20 protein-coding genes are annotated in these 16640 nt (G+C 46.6%); 8 read left to right on the top strand and 12 right to left on the bottom strand.

The annotated features are described in order from the left end of the window. Positions 1-24 precede the first annotated feature (24 nt). A complete protein-coding gene (locus tag R7E47_RS00180) occupies positions 25-270 on the bottom strand; it encodes a Rho-binding antiterminator (RefSeq protein ID WP_005374351.1) in 246 nt (81 codons plus the stop codon). A gap of 181 nt (positions 271-451) precedes the next feature. Between R7E47_RS00180 and R7E47_RS00175 the strand changes: the two genes are divergently transcribed. Then, positions 452-1588, top strand: a complete 1137-nt coding sequence (locus R7E47_RS00175; protein WP_318083491.1) for an MBL fold metallo-hydrolase — start codon at positions 452-454, stop codon at positions 1586-1588. Positions 1589-1664: 76 nt separating this feature from the next. Here the strand turns inward: R7E47_RS00175 and R7E47_RS00170 are convergent, their stop codons facing one another. From R7E47_RS00170 to R7E47_RS00150, 5 genes are all read right to left on the bottom strand, one after another. Continuing rightward, the gene (locus R7E47_RS00170; RefSeq protein ID WP_017634369.1) at positions 1665-2090 is read right to left on the bottom strand and encodes a VOC family protein; all 426 of its coding nucleotides are present in this window, start codon (positions 2088-2090) and stop codon (positions 1665-1667) included. A gap of 173 nt (positions 2091-2263) precedes the next feature. Continuing rightward, the gene (locus R7E47_RS00165; protein WP_005374344.1) at positions 2264-2749 is read right to left on the bottom strand and encodes a VOC family protein; all 486 of its coding nucleotides are present in this window, start codon (positions 2747-2749) and stop codon (positions 2264-2266) included. 139 nt (positions 2750-2888) lie between these two features. After that, positions 2889-3218, bottom strand: a complete 330-nt coding sequence (locus tag R7E47_RS00160; RefSeq protein ID WP_033907198.1) for a DUF4144 domain-containing protein — start codon at positions 3216-3218, stop codon at positions 2889-2891. A 24-nt stretch (positions 3219-3242) separates the two neighbouring features. Next, on the bottom strand, positions 3243-3779 hold the full coding sequence (locus R7E47_RS00155; protein WP_017821016.1) for a DUF924 family protein: 537 nt from the start codon (positions 3777-3779) through the stop codon (positions 3243-3245). 69 nt (positions 3780-3848) lie between these two features. After that, entirely contained in the window at positions 3849-5696 is a 1848-nt protein-coding gene (locus R7E47_RS00150) for a M3 family metallopeptidase (protein WP_318083489.1), read from the bottom strand. Positions 5697-5972: 276 nt separating this feature from the next. On the opposite strand from R7E47_RS00150, the gene R7E47_RS00145 reads away from it, so the two are divergent. Continuing rightward, a complete protein-coding gene (locus R7E47_RS00145) occupies positions 5973-6335 on the top strand; it encodes a hypothetical protein (protein ID WP_017634365.1) in 363 nt (120 codons plus the stop codon). Positions 6336-6405: 70 nt separating this feature from the next. On the opposite strand, the gene R7E47_RS00140 is transcribed toward R7E47_RS00145, so the two are convergent. Continuing rightward, a complete protein-coding gene (locus R7E47_RS00140; protein ID WP_005374332.1) occupies positions 6406-6579 on the bottom strand; it encodes a hypothetical protein in 174 nt (57 codons plus the stop codon). Between the two features lie 234 nt (positions 6580-6813). Between R7E47_RS00140 and R7E47_RS00135 the strand changes: the two genes are divergently transcribed. From R7E47_RS00135 to R7E47_RS00125, 3 genes are all read left to right on the top strand, one after another. Next, entirely contained in the window at positions 6814-7956 is a 1143-nt protein-coding gene (locus R7E47_RS00135; protein WP_081107476.1) for a sugar diacid recognition domain-containing protein, read from the top strand. A gap of 158 nt (positions 7957-8114) precedes the next feature. Further along, positions 8115-9467: a GntP family permease gene (locus R7E47_RS00130; protein WP_318083488.1), complete on the top strand. Its 1353-nt coding sequence runs from the start codon at positions 8115-8117 to the stop codon at positions 9465-9467. A 16-nt stretch (positions 9468-9483) separates the two neighbouring features. Further along, positions 9484-10620 carry a glycerate kinase gene (locus R7E47_RS00125; protein WP_318083486.1) on the top strand — a complete coding sequence of 379 codons (1137 nt, stop codon included), beginning with the start codon at positions 9484-9486 and terminating at the stop codon, positions 10618-10620. A gap of 96 nt (positions 10621-10716) precedes the next feature. Here the strand turns inward: R7E47_RS00125 and R7E47_RS00120 are convergent, their stop codons facing one another. Further along, positions 10717-12153: a PLP-dependent aminotransferase family protein gene (locus tag R7E47_RS00120; protein WP_318083484.1), complete on the bottom strand. Its 1437-nt coding sequence runs from the start codon at positions 12151-12153 to the stop codon at positions 10717-10719. A gap of 92 nt (positions 12154-12245) precedes the next feature. Between R7E47_RS00120 and R7E47_RS00115 the strand changes: the two genes are divergently transcribed. From R7E47_RS00115 to R7E47_RS00105, 3 genes are all read left to right on the top strand, one after another. Further along, entirely contained in the window at positions 12246-13145 is a 900-nt protein-coding gene (locus R7E47_RS00115; protein WP_017634359.1) for a DMT family transporter, read from the top strand. A 66-nt stretch (positions 13146-13211) separates the two neighbouring features. After that, positions 13212-13499, top strand: a complete 288-nt coding sequence (locus tag R7E47_RS00110) for a hypothetical protein (RefSeq protein WP_005374318.1) — start codon at positions 13212-13214, stop codon at positions 13497-13499. Between the two features lie 153 nt (positions 13500-13652). Further along, on the top strand, positions 13653-14243 hold the full coding sequence (locus R7E47_RS00105) for a type II secretion system protein (RefSeq protein ID WP_318221163.1): 591 nt from the start codon (positions 13653-13655) through the stop codon (positions 14241-14243). Between the two features lie 37 nt (positions 14244-14280). Here R7E47_RS00105 and R7E47_RS00100 read toward each other — a convergent pair whose 3' ends face one another. From R7E47_RS00100 to R7E47_RS00085, 4 genes are all read right to left on the bottom strand, one after another. Beyond that, positions 14281-14808, bottom strand: a complete 528-nt coding sequence (locus tag R7E47_RS00100) for a GNAT family N-acetyltransferase (RefSeq protein ID WP_025768768.1) — start codon at positions 14806-14808, stop codon at positions 14281-14283. Between the two features lie 33 nt (positions 14809-14841). Then, the gene (locus tag R7E47_RS00095; RefSeq protein WP_005374312.1) at positions 14842-15309 is read right to left on the bottom strand and encodes an HAD family hydrolase; all 468 of its coding nucleotides are present in this window, start codon (positions 15307-15309) and stop codon (positions 14842-14844) included. A 118-nt stretch (positions 15310-15427) separates the two neighbouring features. Then, the gene (locus R7E47_RS00090) at positions 15428-15898 is read right to left on the bottom strand and encodes a GNAT family N-acetyltransferase (protein WP_025768770.1); all 471 of its coding nucleotides are present in this window, start codon (positions 15896-15898) and stop codon (positions 15428-15430) included. Position 15899: 1 nt separating this feature from the next. Next, the gene (locus R7E47_RS00085) at positions 15900-16631 is read right to left on the bottom strand and encodes a glucose 1-dehydrogenase (RefSeq protein ID WP_104976337.1); all 732 of its coding nucleotides are present in this window, start codon (positions 16629-16631) and stop codon (positions 15900-15902) included. Positions 16632-16640: the final 9 nt, after the last annotated feature.

Genomic DNA, 16640 nt, shown 5'->3' with positions numbered 1-16640 from the left:
ACAGTGCCAGTGAAAGAAGGACGTTTACTCAAATGTCACTTCGTCAAAATGCGGATTGGTTTTGAGCGCGCGCATTGCGACTAATTGTTCAGTCGGGAAGGCGGTGTGCTCACCATCCATATCTAAAAACAAGCACTCTTGTCGCTGCATGTCGTAGCCTGTGTCGAACGCGTTGCCCTGATGAGTTTCACCATTTTTTAGTGTGATCTCGATAGGGAGCTTAAACATACAGGCGATTTCAATAAAATCGTATTGGCTGCAAGTCACCATAGCTTTCTCCTTTCAAACCGACGCAGTATTCAGAAGGTTTGAGAACCGCTTCCTTAATATAGAAAACGTTTGATTGAAACTGAATCTTCATCTTACACCTCATTTTGGTCACGAAATAGACATACACGCACGTTTTAATAAACCTACTGTTGAGCGTTCGCAAGCGAGACAAAACTACGATATGTCTGAAACGATACTTAAGCGCACATACCTAACGAGTGAACAAAAGACACAAAAGCCAAGTTCACTGATTTCCCCTCAAACCTATCATGCGCAGTTGGCGCACCGTGTTCACCACTCGCCTCAATTTGAAAACGGCCGCGTTAAAAACGAGATGCCAAATATCCCTAGCCCGCAATCATTCTGGCAGGTGTGTTGGAGCTATCTTGGTGGTAGAACGCCATTGAGTCCTAACGAACATCTGCCACATTTCCCAATTCAACCTACGCAGTTTGCGCAGAGAAGTGAATCGATGCGCGTTACTTGGCTGGGCCATTCCACCATGCTGGTGGAGGTCGATGGCATTCGAATTCTGACTGATCCGGTATTTGATTACGCTTCTCCGTTCATCGCAAAAGCGTGGTTTGAACGCAATATTCCCAATACCCATGCCAGAGATTGTTTGCCGATTCCTGAAATTATCGTGATTTCGCACGATCATTACGACCATTTAGAAGCATCGACCATACGTTTCTACGCCGATAAACCCGTGACTTTTTATGTACCCTTAGGGGTTGGCAAGCATCTGATAAAGTGGGGCGTTTGCGCAGACAACATCGTGGAATTCGATTGGTGGGATAGCGTGCACTATGCCGGAATCGAACTGATTTGTACGCCTGCTAACCATAATTCGGGTCGTACTTATTTCGATAAAAACTCGACCCTGTGGGCTTCTTGGGTCATCAAAGGCAAAGAAGAGACGCTCTATTTTAGTGGCGATTCAGCTTACGATTCGCACTTTTCCGAGATCGCACTGCGATGTGGACCAATCGACATTGCCTGTTTGGAAGTGGCTGCTGATGTGAAAGGCCAAGGTTATCCGGTCGAAAACTGGGGACACATGCAGGCTCACCATACCGTGCAAGCGTTTCACGATTTAAATGCGAAAAAACTGTTGCCCGTACATTGGGCTACATACGAGCTATTTACTCACCGTTGGGACGAACCGATTTTAGATTTGCTTGCCCATTGTCAAAAAGAACATATAACGCTGCTGACGCCAATGCCGGGGGAGAGTTTTTACGTTCATCAAGAACATATAAATAAACAGTGGTGGCGAGAAAAAGAAATAGGTGAGCCAGCTAGAATTTTGACTTAATAATATGTTCTTACTTCAATAATTATTTGAGAAGTTAACCTTGTTATTTTAAAAATATAACAAGGTTTTTACTCGCTTACTCATCAATCACTTGAGGTTTTAACTCGACGACATTTCCTTCCGGATCATGTATATAGAGTGATCTACCGAACCCTTGTGCGCCATACCGCTTCGCAAACTCTTCGGTTTCAATGCCGCGCGCACGCAGATATTCCAGTAATTCATCCTCGGAAAAAGGCGCCAATTGCAGGCAAAAATGGTCAATATTACGACCATTTTGAACTGGTGGCTTACCGCCGAGTTGGCCCAATTCGCTGTCTACCGTCACTACATCAATCAATGCGTTACCTGCCCTAAGTTGAGTTAAACCAAGTTCCGTTACTTCGCGTTCGACAGGGCAGCCCAAAATGTCTCGATAGAAATGCAACATAGCATCGAGGTTACAGGTCCTTAATACAACATGATCAAGCGCTTTGATGGCGATTGGATTTTTGGTGGGCATGCTTCACTCCTTTTTGCATTGTGTTGAGGTTAGTATAAAGTGACCTTAAAAGTGGTGAGAGAAATGATCAAATTCCAGATGTTTTTTTCTAGAGCGAGTGCAGAAACACTGCAACTCAAAGCAAACAAAAAAGGCTAGCGTATTGCTAGCCTTTTGGAATATGGATGGGGCTATTACTCGTAATCAGAAGCGTAAGTTTCTTCGTAAGTGTGTGAGTAAAGCTCGAATAGGTTGCCGAATGGGTCTTCTAGGTAAACCATTTTCGCAGGCTTATTATCGTCTTCTGGGTGGTAACGCATGATGTCCATGCGAACTTTGCCACCTAGTGCTTCGGTGCGTTTGATAGCACCTTCAAAATCGTCTGTCTGCAAACAGAAATGGAAGATACCGATGCGAGAAAAATCCACTTCATGGCGCTCTTGACGCTCTTTCATTTCGAATAACTCAAGGCCGATGCCATCACTTGTCACAAGGTGCGCAATGTTGAAGCCTTTAAAGCCTTCCCCAAAGACCGCAATACACATTCTGCCAATTGCCGTTTCGCGTTCTTCAATCACTTTCGTGTTGCCCATAACGACTTTTAGACCTAGCGCTTGCGTGTAAAACTCAACCGCTTTGTCCATATCTCCGACCATAATACCGACATGATTCATTTTCATTTGTTTGCTCCCAACATGTGTGTTTGAACGTTGTCTTGTTTCGATGTGGGAGAGTATATGGCGTGATGTTGATTACATGAAATTATCATAAATTATAAAAATGATAATTTTATTTAATGTTGTACATGTTGGGATTGAGTTAGTGAGCTAAGGCCTCAACAGCTTGCCTCACCGAGGTGAAATGAATCTTGATAATGCACCGTTGCGCGAGGCTGAATTCATGCGATTGGATTAATGACGTAACCTCTTCTACGGACAGCGTTCGTTCTTTTGGGTGTAAAAGAGTGGTGTTCGAACCATTGTTTTTCAATTCGAACGTGTTGCCATTTGAGTCAATAACGTAATCATCTTGCCCAAAAATGAGGGCTTCGCATTCAGAGTCCAAGTCGGACTGGGAATGCGTATAGATCAGCTCATCGTCGCCGTCTAGTTTTAGCAAGCATGGCCAGCATACTGCGTGGTCTCTCATGGTTAACTCATTATTCATTGTTATTTAGAAACTTGACCCAGGTTGTTGCAAAAATGCTAACTCTTCGGGAGTGCTCTTTCTTCCCAATATCGCATTGCGATGAGGATAGCGCCCAAACTGGTCGATGATGGCTTTGTGTTTTAGCTCAAAATCGTAGTTATTTTCAAGCCCTGATGCGCGAAACAATTTTTCAGCTTGGACATGAATGAGGCGAGATTCGCTGTGCATAAACGGCATGTACAAAAAGCTTAGCTGCTCAGGCGCTAATTCTTTGTCGTAACCTAACCGAATTGCCTCTTGAGCCAATGCTAATGCGAGTGGGTCTTGTGCAAACGCTTTTGGGGTGTTGCGATACACATTACGTGAAAACTGGTCGAGGACGATGATTTCGGCCAATCGTCCTTGTGCGCTGTTACGCCAATTAAACAGTTCACAACGAGCGGCTTGTTCTAATACCGAGGCAAATCGCGATGCAATACACTTGTCCAGTTCTGGGTTGTTTTCAAACCAATTTTGGGGCGATAGCTCCTCGAACCAAAATTTGATGACTTCTTGGTACATGGATCTTCCTTCTTATTGCATTAGCTAAAGAATAAAAAGCCAGAAGGCGAGCTCCTGGCTTTCTGCGTGTTATCGACCGTAAGTCTCTACGATGTAACGTTCAAAATCGTCACACATTTGTTCGTCAGAGATGGCGTTGCTTGCCAGCTCTTTACTGCCGTCGACGACTTTAATCGCGGCGTTCAGTGAAGCGACTGATGCTCGCTCTCGCGTCGCAAGTGAGTCGATTTTCTTCTGCTGCACTTCCCATGCCTGTTCTGGCGACAGGTTACACACGTCTGCAAGGTATTTGGCATTGAAGCCTTCGCCAGTCAGGCTGACAATGGTTTCGTTGTGCGACAAGTGATTGCCTGCGTGCCAGTAGTGTTTTGCCAGCAGTGGGCCAATTTCTGGGTTATCCGTCAGGTAACCAAACTTCTCAAGGAAGTATGCACGGGTCTGATACACCGCCATGTGCGCGAGTAGATAACCTTGATACGCACAAGCTGCTTCGTCGGATAGCAAATGTGGAATCGCCATCAGTGGGCGAGGGCTGCATTCCAAACCAAGGATCTGTTTTTCACAATCGCGAGCCAGCTTAGTGATGCGTTCTGGCGTTAACTCGTCATCGCTCAGTTGATATAACGCGCGTTCAAAGTACGGCACAACCAAGATGCTACGTTCTTCATAAGCTTTGAATGGCTGACGACTGTTGATCATCGCTTGAATAATCTCATCAGGAACCGGATTCCCTTCATCATCCAGTGCGTACTGTTTTAGCCAATCGGCATCGGTTAACAGGCTATCACAGAACATCGACTGAGTTTCTGCATAAGCCATTGACGTCGGCGAAAACTCCTGCGAGAAACAAGGCGCGTTCATTTTTACGTTCGCAAAGTGTGCTGCGTGGCCGCCTTCGTGGAACAGCGTGTTAATGCCATCGTAGCCACTGCCCACTTGGTCTGGTTTGGCATTACTGGTGAAGTTCACCTGCGCTGCGACCCATTCGCCTTGATTATAGAAAGAAGGGATAGGGCCGTGGCAGAACCCGTTCGGGTACTTACCTTTGCGATCTAGTAAATCCAGCGTTAGCGTCGCGCCAGAGTAATCAATATTTAGGCGACCAAATGATTCTACCCAGCGTCTCAGAGATTTTGAGAACGGCACGTATGGGTCAAGGTCACGCATAACGTTACCCGCGAATGAGTAAACAAAGTTGTAGCCTGCTAGTGCGCTTGCGCCTTTCTCTTTCGCCAAGTTTTCTAAGCTGTTTAGGTGCGCATCTCGCGTGCGTTGTTCGAAATCTTCCAAAATCTCGAATAGCTGCTCAGTGCTCATCTTTTCCGTTTTTTGCACGGAGTAATCAAAGAAAGTCGCATAATCCAGTGAGCGAGCGAACTGGTTGCGCAGTTTGATCAGTTCAATAAAGCCGTTTTGCAGTAGCCATTGTTCAAGGTTCAGCAACGCTTGATGAGCCGATTGGCGAACTTCTTCATGATTGCTGGTGCGAATGGTTGAGCTTAATACTGGAAGTGAACCTTCTACTTGCTCGCCGTTCTCATCGGTAAATGTTTGTACGTGGTTCTGTTTTTTCTCGAAGAGCTCAGCTTCAAAGGCAATGAGCTGATTTTTCAACGCTTGTGCTTTTTCGCCCTCGATAGCGTGAGATTCAAACATCGCCAGCCAACCAGATAGACCCGTAATGGTTTGTTGTTTCTCTTGTGGGTCGGTAATTGAGTCCGCGGCTTCAAGTTGTTGTTTGATGGCAGTAATTTGCTCGGCGTTGCTTAAAAAGCTTGTCCATGCCGTTTGTGCTTGCGTCGAGCCATCATGGTCATCGCTGATCCCCATGTAAGTTTCCCAAAAGAAATCTTCTTTGGTGCGGTGAATCGCAAGGTAACGTTGATTGAGGTCGTTGAGGTAATCCGTTGCGGTCATTTTGATCCTTCAAATGGTTTCGTTATGTAGACAGTTGATTATTGCACGCTTGGTCGCGAGAAAGGAACGCTAATCTCATTTGTCGATTTTGCATCGCGTAAAGGTGATTTTACTATTTGTTTACATTTGGGTGAGTTAATAGGAGTTATGAGCTTGCAGTGTTAAGACTGGTATAGAGTTTACAGTTTATTAAATAATTAATCTGCGGTGCGCTATCGATGATCCTTATCAGGTGTAATAAGATTTCCATATCGTGGCGATACAGTTGGAAACGATATGATAAATAAGACAAAAGTTACGTTATTGGCGGTAGGTACGATTTTAGTTGGATGTTCCACAGTCGCGCCACCAAGAAATGATGCGGTTGAAAGCATTCAACAAAAGTGCTCTGTGATTTTAAGCAATGATGTTGCGGGCGATCAGCGCTGGCAGACGTACAACGGCTTGCTTGTAGAATATGCCGTGCATGGCGTTAAGAGTCAGGCACAACTGGAACGTTTTGAAGCGTTTGTGCAGAGAGTGCAAGATGATGAGTCTGGACAGTTAGTTACTGAGTTGATTGAGGTCACCGACTGGGGATGCTCAAACGGCAATTATCTTGAAGAGATGAGCTTGTTTATTCAAGAAGTTCAAAAGTAAAAAACCGAGCGTTAAGTCGCTCGGTTTTTCTGTTTGTGGAACGCTTTTGTACGCCGGTTCGTCAGGACGTTTACTCCTCTGGATACTCGCCCATACCTTGCGTTTTACCTTCCGCTTTCCAATGCTCTCCAGGAGCAAATGCTTCATCGCATAAATCTACGGTGTAGCCCATTTCTGTGATTTCCTTCAAAGTGAGGTTATCAGCAATATTTGCAACTTCCCCCGATTTATTCCGTAACTCCATGTTGATCTCTCCTCTGTAGGTAGACGAGTGGCATCAATGCACAGTGAAGAATGCATTGCTAACCTTTGTTCTAAGTATATAACCCTCTGCTAAAAATGAAGGTTTAATCCACTTTTTAAATATGGTTAATTGGATAATGCTTTGAGCTGCTTCCGTTATTTAGAACCGCAGCATCGCGATAGTTTGCCATTTGTGATTTATTGAGTGATTAAACGGTCAATTTGGAAACTCGAAATGGTGATTCTCGACCACGCTTTAGCACAACAAATTGTTGATCGAACCATGTCCATCATTGGTCACAATGTGAATGTGATGAACTCGGCAGGCATCATCATTGGCAGTGGCGACCCTAAACGTGTTGGGCAAGTGCATGATGGCGCGGTACTGGCGCTGAATCATGGCGATTCGCTAGAGCTTAATGAGCAGCAATGTTTGACGTTGCAGGGTGTCAAACCCGGTATCAATATGTTGTTGAAATTACATGGCGACGTGGTCGGTATTGTTGGCGTCACAGGCGAGCCGGAGAAAATCCGAGATTTTGCAAAACTGGTTAAAATGACCGCTGAACTGACAATCGAGCAAGCTGCGCTGGTGGAAAAATTTCAGTGGGACAGACGTCATCGTGAAGAGTTTATTCTGGCTTGGATCAATGGCAAATTGACCGATGAAGAGCTGAAAGATTGGGCGATGCGTCTTTCTATCGATGTTACTCAATCACGGGTGGCAACGGTGATTGAAGTCTCGACGCCGTCCGCCTCGAAAAGCATGAAGAGTGTGCGCAATATTGTTGAGCTGCTTGAATACCCAGAGCGTAACAACCTAGTTGCGATTGTCTCAGTGAATGAAATTGTGGTGCTGAAACCGTGTCATTCCGCCAAGCAGTGGGATAGCCAAATCGAAAGTGAACGCATTGATAAGTTGATGTCGCGTTTAAGCGATCACGATTCGCATACGTTTCACATTGCGCTAGGACAGCTGTTTAATGAGCCTAAAGATGTCGCGTTGTCATACCAAAGCGCGAAGCAGGTATTAGCCATTGGCAAGCAGTTCTACCCAGAGAAACGTAAGTACCTGTTCGATGAACTTCGTTTGCCTGTTTTGTTAGCGCCGTTGGCGGATATTTGGCAAGGTGAACAAATTATTGATGGCGTGAAACGGTTGAAAGAGAAAGACAAATCCGGGCAATTATTGAAAACCCTAGATGCGTTGTTTGAATGCAATGGCAATGTGACGGAATGCTCTAAAATGCTGTTTATTCACCGGAACACTCTGCGTTATCGGTTAGAAAAAATCACCGAGATAACGGGGCTACCAACCACCAATTTTGTGGGGTTAGCGGAGCTTTATATTGCGACTCGGCTCTCAAAAATGGCGTGACATTGTGCATTTGCACAATACGCGTTATTTTTTGACCACATCATTTGTCACTCCGCCTAAAGGAATTCGAAAGCAAACGATTAATAATTCATGCGTCCCTACATGTTGAGTGAGCCAACACGGACTCGCTCAGCAAAATAAGAATAAATGGAGTTATCATGAACCTTATATTAATCCTGCTTGGGGTGATCGCATTTATTGTGCTCACGACCACCAAATTCAAATTACATCCCTTTTTAGCGCTGATCATCGCGGCGTTCCTTGCGGCATTTGCTTACGGCTTACCGGCAGATAGCATTGCCAAAACCATTGCTTCTGGCTTTGGCGGCATCCTTGGTTACATTGGTTTGGTTATCGTTTTAGGTACCATCATTGGTGTTATTTTGGAAAAAAGTGGTGCGGCGATCACCATGGCCGATACGGTCATCAAAGTGTTGGGTGAGCGTTTCCCTACATTGACCATGAGTATCATCGGTTACATCGTTTCTGTTCCAGTATTTTGTGATTCAGGCTTTGTCATTCTGAACTCGCTCAAAGAATCACTCGCGAAGCGTTTAAAAACCTCAAGCGTTGCGATGAGTGTGGCGTTGGCAACTGGCCTATACGCAACGCACACGTTTGTGCCGCCAACTCCTGGTCCGATTGCCGCTGCGGGTAACTTAGGCCTGGAATCTAACCTTGGTTTAGTGATTGGTGTGGGTGTGTTTGTTGCAGCGGTTGCGGCGTTAGCGGGGATGTTGTGGGCGAACCGATTCCAACATGTTGAACCAGATGGCATTGAAGCCGCAGAAGAAATTCAGCAAGACTGGCAAGCACTCAAAGCGTCTTACGGCAAATTGCCAACGGCGAGCCAAGCATTCGCTCCTATTTTTGTTCCTATCTTATTGATCTGTTTTGGCTCTATCGCGAAATTCCCAAGCCTACCGCTGGGCGAAGGTTTTGTGTTTGATGTTCTGACTTTCTTAGGACAGCCACTAACGGCATTGGTGATTGGCCTATTCCTTTCTGTTCGCCTACTCAAGTCAGACAACAAGATTGAAGAATTTGGCGAGCGAATCAGCCAAGGTATTACGGCTGCTGCGCCTATTCTTTTGATTACCGGTGCGGGTGGTGCTTTTGGCGCGGTGTTAAAAGCAACGCCGCTAGGTGAATACTTAGGTACGACGCTATCGGCGCTGGGCGTGGGTATTTTCATGCCATTTATCGTTGCGGCTGCGCTAAAGTCGGCGCAAGGTTCATCAACGGTTGCATTGGTGACCACATCGGCTTTGGTTGCGCCTATGCTTACGCAATTGGGGCTCGATTCAGAAATGGGCCGCGTATTAACGGTGATGGCGATCGGTGCTGGTGCGATGACGGTTTCTCATGCAAACGACAGTTTCTTCTGGGTAGTTTCGCAGTTTAGCCGCATGTCGGTGGGCTTAGCGTACCGCGCGCAAACCATTGCTACGCTCGTTCAAGGTGTCACGGCAATGGCATTGGTGTACATTTTGAGCCTCGTTCTCTTATAAGTCTCTGGAAATACGTATGAAAGTGGTAATTGCACCTGATTCATTTAAAGAAAGCTTAACCGCCAAACAAGTGAGCGAGGCGATCAAAACGGGTCTTGTTCGCGTATGGCATGATGCTGAGTTTGTTACGGTTCCGGTCGCAGACGGTGGCGAAGGCACGGTTCAATCTTTGATAGATGCAACTCAAGGCGAACAAGTCTTCACAACGGTGACCGCGCCATTAGGGAATGATGTTGAAGCGTTTTATGGCATCCTCGGCGACGGCGAAACCGCGGTTATTGAAATGGCGGAGGCCAGTGGGTTGCACCTTGTGCCGAGTGACGCTCGCGACCCAAAACTGACCAGTAGCATTGGTACTGGACAGCTGATCAAACACGCGCTAGACAGAGGCATTCAACGTTTAATCATTGGTTTGGGCGGCAGCGCTACCAATGATGGTGGCGTGGGCATGTTGACCGCGTTGGGGGTGGCGTTTCTTGATGAATCTGGTCATGCAATTACCCCAAATGGAGGCGGGTTAGCGGCGCTTGCGTCCATCGATATTTCTGGTCTTGACCCTCGTTTAGCAACTTGCGAAGTGTTGGTAGCGTGCGATGTTGATAACCCACTCTGTGGTGACAAAGGCGCGTCGGCTATCTTTGGCCCGCAAAAGGGAGCGACCGTATCAGACGTTACTCTGCTCGATAACGCATTGCGCAAGTTTGGCGAGTTGACGGAACAAGCGACGGGTAAGCATGTACTGACTCGTGAAGGGGCGGGTGCTGCTGGTGGTATGGGCGCGGCCTTGCTCGGGTACACGCCAGCACGTTTGCAACCGGGAATTGAGATTGTGCTTGAAACGGCCAAACTTGCTCAGCATGTTGCGGATGCGGATATCGTATTTACAGGCGAGGGTCGAATCGATCATCAAACCGCACATGGCAAAACGCCGATGGGCGTTGCTCAGGTCGCCAAGCAGTGTAATTTACCAGTCATTGCATTAGCAGGCTGTGTGGGCGACAACTATCAGGCGGTTTATGAGTGCGGCATTGATGCGGTGTTTGCTTGTGTACCAAGGGCGATGAGCTTACCTGAGGCCATGAAAGAGGCCGACGTCAACGTTGCTAATTTAGCCGAAAACGTCGCGAGAATGTGGCAAATTAAGTCGCACTGAGGGCGATAACGATACGAGAAAACTCCACCTTTGCGTGGAGTTTTTTGTTGTTACCTGTTTGCGTGTGTGGGCATAAGTTCATTTATTAAGAGCGAGTTAACAGACATGCTTTGCTATCAATTTTGCCAGTGTTTGCATCGCGTGACTCCAATCGGTTTCATGACCAAAGTTTGCCACGCTGAGGCGTACGCAATGCCGATATTGCCCTTGAGTGCCAAATACGGTGCCGGGAAGTAGGCTGATTCTGTGCTTATTGCATGCTTGATACAACGCATAGCTGTCCGTGTCTTCGGGCAGTCGCAACCAAAGCAAGAACGAACCTTGCACGGCGTTGATCTGGTATCGATTTTTTAGAGATTCGTGCTCATCTAAGTATTGATGAAGCATCTGGATAAATCGGCGCATGTTGTTTTGATACACCCGACCCATTCGCGCAGTATGCGTTCGATACTTGCCTGACGTTAGAAACGTTGCCACGGCGGATTGCATCAGGTTCAAACTGCCCATGTTCTCACACAGTAGATATTGCTCAATCTGATCTCGATATCGCCCCGCCAACATCCAACCAATTCTCAAACGCGAATCGAGCGTTTTGGATAACGAATTCACGTAAATTACGCGTTGCTTGTCATCGAGCAATCTCAAGCTTGGTAACGGCTTGTCATAGCTTAACCCGCCAAACACATCGTCTTCGATAATAGGAATATTGCCAGATGCCAAGAGCAATCGCTGGCGCTTTTCTAGCGGCATCATGGCACCAGTTGGATTGGTGAAGTTTGGCGTTACGATGATCGCTTTTATGTCCCATGTCGCCATTGCTTTTGCTAAGGCTTCGGGGCACATACCGTCGCGTGGGCAACTCGGAATTTCCACCACTTTGAGGCCGAGTGATTCTAGCATCAATAAGTTGCCAAAATAGCAAGGGGACTCCACCGCGACGATATCGCCTTTTTGTGTCGTTGCGCGCAGCGCTAGGCTAATGGCTTGTTGCGCGCCGTGCGTCACCATGATCTCATCCAACTTGGCTGGCGTGCCCAAATCTTGTGTGATTTTCGCCAGTTGTTTGATTAAGAGGTGATCACCGGGTGGTAATTGGTAATGGCTCGGTACATGCGTTTGCTGGCGGCTGTGGCGGCCGATCTCGGCGTACAAGCTTTTGATCGCGGGGGAGTCAATGTTTGGGTGGGCAGAACCGGTAGGCAAACGCTCTTGGTATTCAGGATAAGTAAGGATTTCTTTGCAGATCGAGAGCAAATCCACACGAGTCGGATCCGGAATTGAGCGAGAGGTCGGCAAGGCGATTTTAACTCGATAACCCGATTTGGGAACCGAGTACACCAAGTTTTGCGCTTCCAACTCTTGATACGCACGAATCACGGTGTTTTTGCTGACGCTTAATTCTTGGCTCAACGAGCGAATGGAGGGCAGTCGATCATCCGCCTGATAAACGCCATCATTAATGGCTTGTTTGAGGTGTTTTTCCACCACGAGGTACTTATTCCCTTCACCGCTTCCCAATAAATCTGTACCCATAAAAACACTTCCATCTGTCACTTTTTGAAAACACTGTACCTAATTACATTAGCAGTATCTCAAAACATAAAACAAGCGTGAGTGAGGCGATCATGTTAATCCGAGCCATCCCTTTTGTATTTGTCATCCTTTGGGCTTCTGGATTCGTTGGTGCGCGTTTTGGTTTGCAATATGCCGAGCCAGCGACACTACTTTCTATCCGTATGGCATTCAATGTCTTATTGTTTTTGGTTCTTGTGGCGGTATTGCGTAGAAGGTTGCCGACAGGAAAAGATTTTTGGCACAGCTGTGTGGTTGGTGCATTGATCCACGGTTTCTATCTGGGCGGTACTTATTTCGCTATCGCCTTGGGTATGCCTGCTGGGTTGAGTTCGTTGCTGGTGGGTATTCAACCGATTTTAACCGCGGCTTTGCTGGTGGCGTTTGTTCGTGAGGAATTTAAACCCTCGCAATGGTTGGGTTTGGCTCTTGGTTTTGTCGGTATCGCTATGGTGTTGATGGGCAAAATGGAGTGGCAATCCGAGCAGCATAAAGTGTTGGCCATTGGTTTGTGTTTGTTGGCTTTGGTTGGTATCACGCTAGGGACGCTTTATCAGAAAAAACATTGCCAACAAGTGGATATGGTGGGTGGTGCGACGGTGCAATATTTGGCCGCGCTCGTCATGTTTCTGCCCGTTGCGATGCAGTTTGAAACCATGCAAGTGCAGTGGGAACTGGAGTTTATTTTGACTGTGTTGTGGTTGGTCGTCGTGCTCTCTTGTGTAGCTATTCTACTGCTGCTGTACATGGTTAAGAACGGTGCTGCATCGAGCGTAGCTTCTGTATTCTACCTGGTGCCGCCAACGACGGCGATTCAGGCTTGGCTCGCGTTTGGAGAGTCATTTGATTGGATGGGGATTTCTGGTTTCGTACTGGCAGCTACGGCGGTGTATTTGGTGGTTAAAAAGCCGGATCTGACGATAAAGAAATCGATTCAAACAGAATATACCTAAATTGGGTAGGGACATTTGCGTATCAGTGGGTACAATCTGCTTCATCTTAATCCGTGGAGCAGAATGATGAAGGTAAAGCCAGATCGAATGACCGCCATGCGTAGCATCATCGAGCAAGTAAAAGCGGAACTACCAATTTATGAACCAGAAACGTTTGTATGTGGACCAGAAGGGCAGTGCATTGGCTGTCCGAAGAAATTGTTGGAAATGGTCGATTCAGAAGTCACTTATTGGGAGTCAGCCATGGAGCGCGGCATTGTTCCGCAGTTCGATGAGATTCGTCGTTTTGGCAAAATGTGCACGAATGTTCGTCGTGGTCTGGTGCGAAATAATGTGCCTTTACTCAGTAACTAGAGAGTAAAAACCGTCTAATATCTGATACATAGCGTCGTTTTGTTACACTGCTCTTTGGCTGCTGTTCTCAAGTTTGAGTGGTGTTTGTCTCTTCTTACCCCTTAAGCCTTTAATCGTAAGAAATTGGCGATATATTGGCTCGGTCTCACATGGATGTGGGGCTATTGTCTTGGGCTAGTTGAGATAAGAAACGTGAAATCAAAGGGATTTACGCTGATGGAAATCACCATAGTGCTTACCACTTTGGCTTTCATCGCATTAGCTGCTTTACCAGTACTACTCGAGATTCATCGCCAAGCATACGCTGCGATGCTGCACAGTTCTCAGTCTTCTTTGGGTACAGCTCTCAAATTCTTTCATGCTCAATCAGTGATTGATAACGCTTACGGCCAAGAGCACGTTCACTACATTGACCGACATGTCAAAACACGCAAAGGCATGCCAGAAGCGAGTGCCGATAGTATTCGAGCTTTGTTAGAAATCGATCTACCAGCCAGAGGTTATTCGAAAATTGACGTGCCGTGCAAAGGCAGTGATTTTTGCATCATCGGTCAGCAGCACCCAAACAGTGCTCATTTTGTCGCTCTTCCTGATTATCAGTTCTTAGATAAATCGGGTGTTGATCGCGTGGTGTACATTTGGCCGCAAGGTTACACACTGGCAGAAGAAGCATGCTATTTCTACTACGTGAATCAAGCCTCTAACGATTCAATTGTTCGAGGGTATGTGACGCAAGGGTGTTAATCCCGAATAAGTGTTGCGAACAACGGTTATCGTGAGTCTACAAATCGGGGTTTTTCGAACGGCTTTGCGCTTTATACAATACCATTTTTTGACTCATCAAGACTTTACCATTTGGCAAGGTCACTTCCCCAAGTTCCCCCTGATGTTCAAATCCAAACCGTTCATACAAAGCAATCGCTGGTGTGTTGGTTGTGTATACGTAGAGTGCGATTTGGTCGTAACCAAATTCCCAACCACGTGCGATCGCGACTGCCAACAGTTTCCGCCCCAATCCTTTGCCTCGGTAGTTTTTGTCGATGTGAATACCAAGAATACCGACGCGAAGGCGTTGCCCTCTTTCGTAACCGCACATCTCAGCTGGGTAGATTTCAACACTACCGATAAGTTTTTGGCGGTCAAACGCGACAAACTGAGGGATGGACTCGTTTTCCACACGTTGCAGGATTCTGCGAAGCGTTGCGTTATCGGGTGCAGGAGAAATCAAAAATTCCCCTTCGGAGTACACTCGATTCCACAGCGCGGTGAAGCGCGCGATATCGCTCACCTTGATGGATCTGATTTGCATTCATCTTCCTTGATTAGTGCAGGTTAGTAACGGTTAGGGGATAAGCTCAGATAAACAACGAATTTGGTTAGGAATGGCTTCGGCTGGTGCATCAGCGCCCGTTGGGTTAAACCAAATTGTGTTTACGCCCGCTTTCATCGCAGGGTAAATATCTTTGTGAGGTAAATCGCCAACCATGGTTATTCCACTCACGTTAACCCCTAACTGTTTTGCGATGGCGAGATAAAACTCAGGTTGGTTTTTAGCGATGCCGAGGTTGGCAAAACAAAAATAGCCATTTAAGTATTGGTCTAAGTCGACGCGAACAAATGCACGCTGAACCTCTTCCATGTTGGAATCAGATGCACTGGTCGCAATGTAGATGGGATGATTTTGGGAAAGTATTGCCAGTGTTTCTCTGGCTTGAGGAACTGCTTCTACGTGTTCCCAATCGCACATTTTTCCTTGTGCGTGAGGGAAATCTACCATCAAGGTGTTCCCCCAATCGAAAAGATAAATCATGTTCGAATCTCCTTATCCGCACATCATATCGTCTTTTTCTAAAATTAGGGGGTAAATTGCATCGATAAATACGATTTAGGTGGGTTTAGTCGTGAAAAGCGCTTAATTGTCGTTATCGTTACAAATGTTTCAGCATAATGCGTGAGTTAGTTTTAAAACCTTGATTATCGTAAAAGCGCTGTGCTGGCTGATTGAATTCCATCACTTCCAATCGAATTTGTGTGGCATTGGCGTCGCGCGCCCATTGCTCACAGGCTAGGAGCAGTTGGCGGCCGATTCCTTGCTGCTTTTGCGCTTCATCGACAACAATTGTTCCCACGCGACAAATTGGGTCTTTGATCAGAAAACTGACGGTGTCGTTTTGGGTGATCATCGCGGTTAAGAAGCCGAGAATTTGCTGTTCGCGTTCGGCAATCAAAAAGAGTCGCTCTTTGTTCTCTAGTGCTTGTGCAAGAAATTCGCGGTCAGCTTCTGAAGGCGCAACAAAGGCTTCTGGCGCATTCGCAAAATGCAGTGAATTAATTTGAAAATTAAGCTGAAAAATTTCGTCTAAATCATCGGGAATCGCTTGTCGAATATGGACTTGCATTCTATCTGCCCCCTGCAATATCGATAAATGATCCCGTGACATAAGAGGCTTCGTCACTTAATAGCCAAGCGATCGCATTTGCTACTTCTTCTACCGTGCCACCGCGTTTAAGAGGAATTTGAGGGCTGAGTCTATCTACTCGGTTTGGTTCTCCGCCGTCGGCATGCATATCAGTGTAAATGAAACCAGGTCGAACGCCATTGACGCGAATATTGCGCTCTGCCAACTCTAGCGAGAGCCCTTTAGTTAAGGTATCCATCGCGCCTTTTGATGTGGCGTAATCGACATACTCAAATGGCGCTCCTGAGCGCGACGCTCCAGAGGAGACATTCACAATTGCACCGCCTGCACTGAATCGCCTCGCCGCTTCTCGACAGCAGAGAAAACAGCTATTCACATTGGTGTTCATTACTTTCTGAAAGCGTTCCAAGCTAATTTCTGACAAAGGCGATTGAGTAAATAGGATGCCAACGTTGTTGACCAAGTGCGTCACTGCACCAAATTCACGTTCTGTTTCATCAAACAAGGAGAGCACTTGCTTCTCATCGGCTACGTTTGCGGCTATGGCAATCGCTTTGCCACCGTTTGCTTGTATTTCTGCCACAACTTGGTCGGCGGCCTCTTGCTGAGTGCGGTAATTAACGCAAACGCGATAGCCTTGCTCGGCCAGCTTTTTCGCCGCTGCGGCTCCAATACCTCGGCTTGCGCCGGTAATGATGACTACTTTATTCAAAATACGTCC

This window comes from Vibrio sp. Vb1026, assembly GCF_033338745.1.
Taxonomy (GTDB): Bacteria; Pseudomonadota; Gammaproteobacteria; order Enterobacterales; family Vibrionaceae; genus Vibrio; species Vibrio alginolyticus.
Note: the sequence above shows the minus strand (reverse complement) of the source record. Positions and strands in the feature narration are given on the sequence as shown.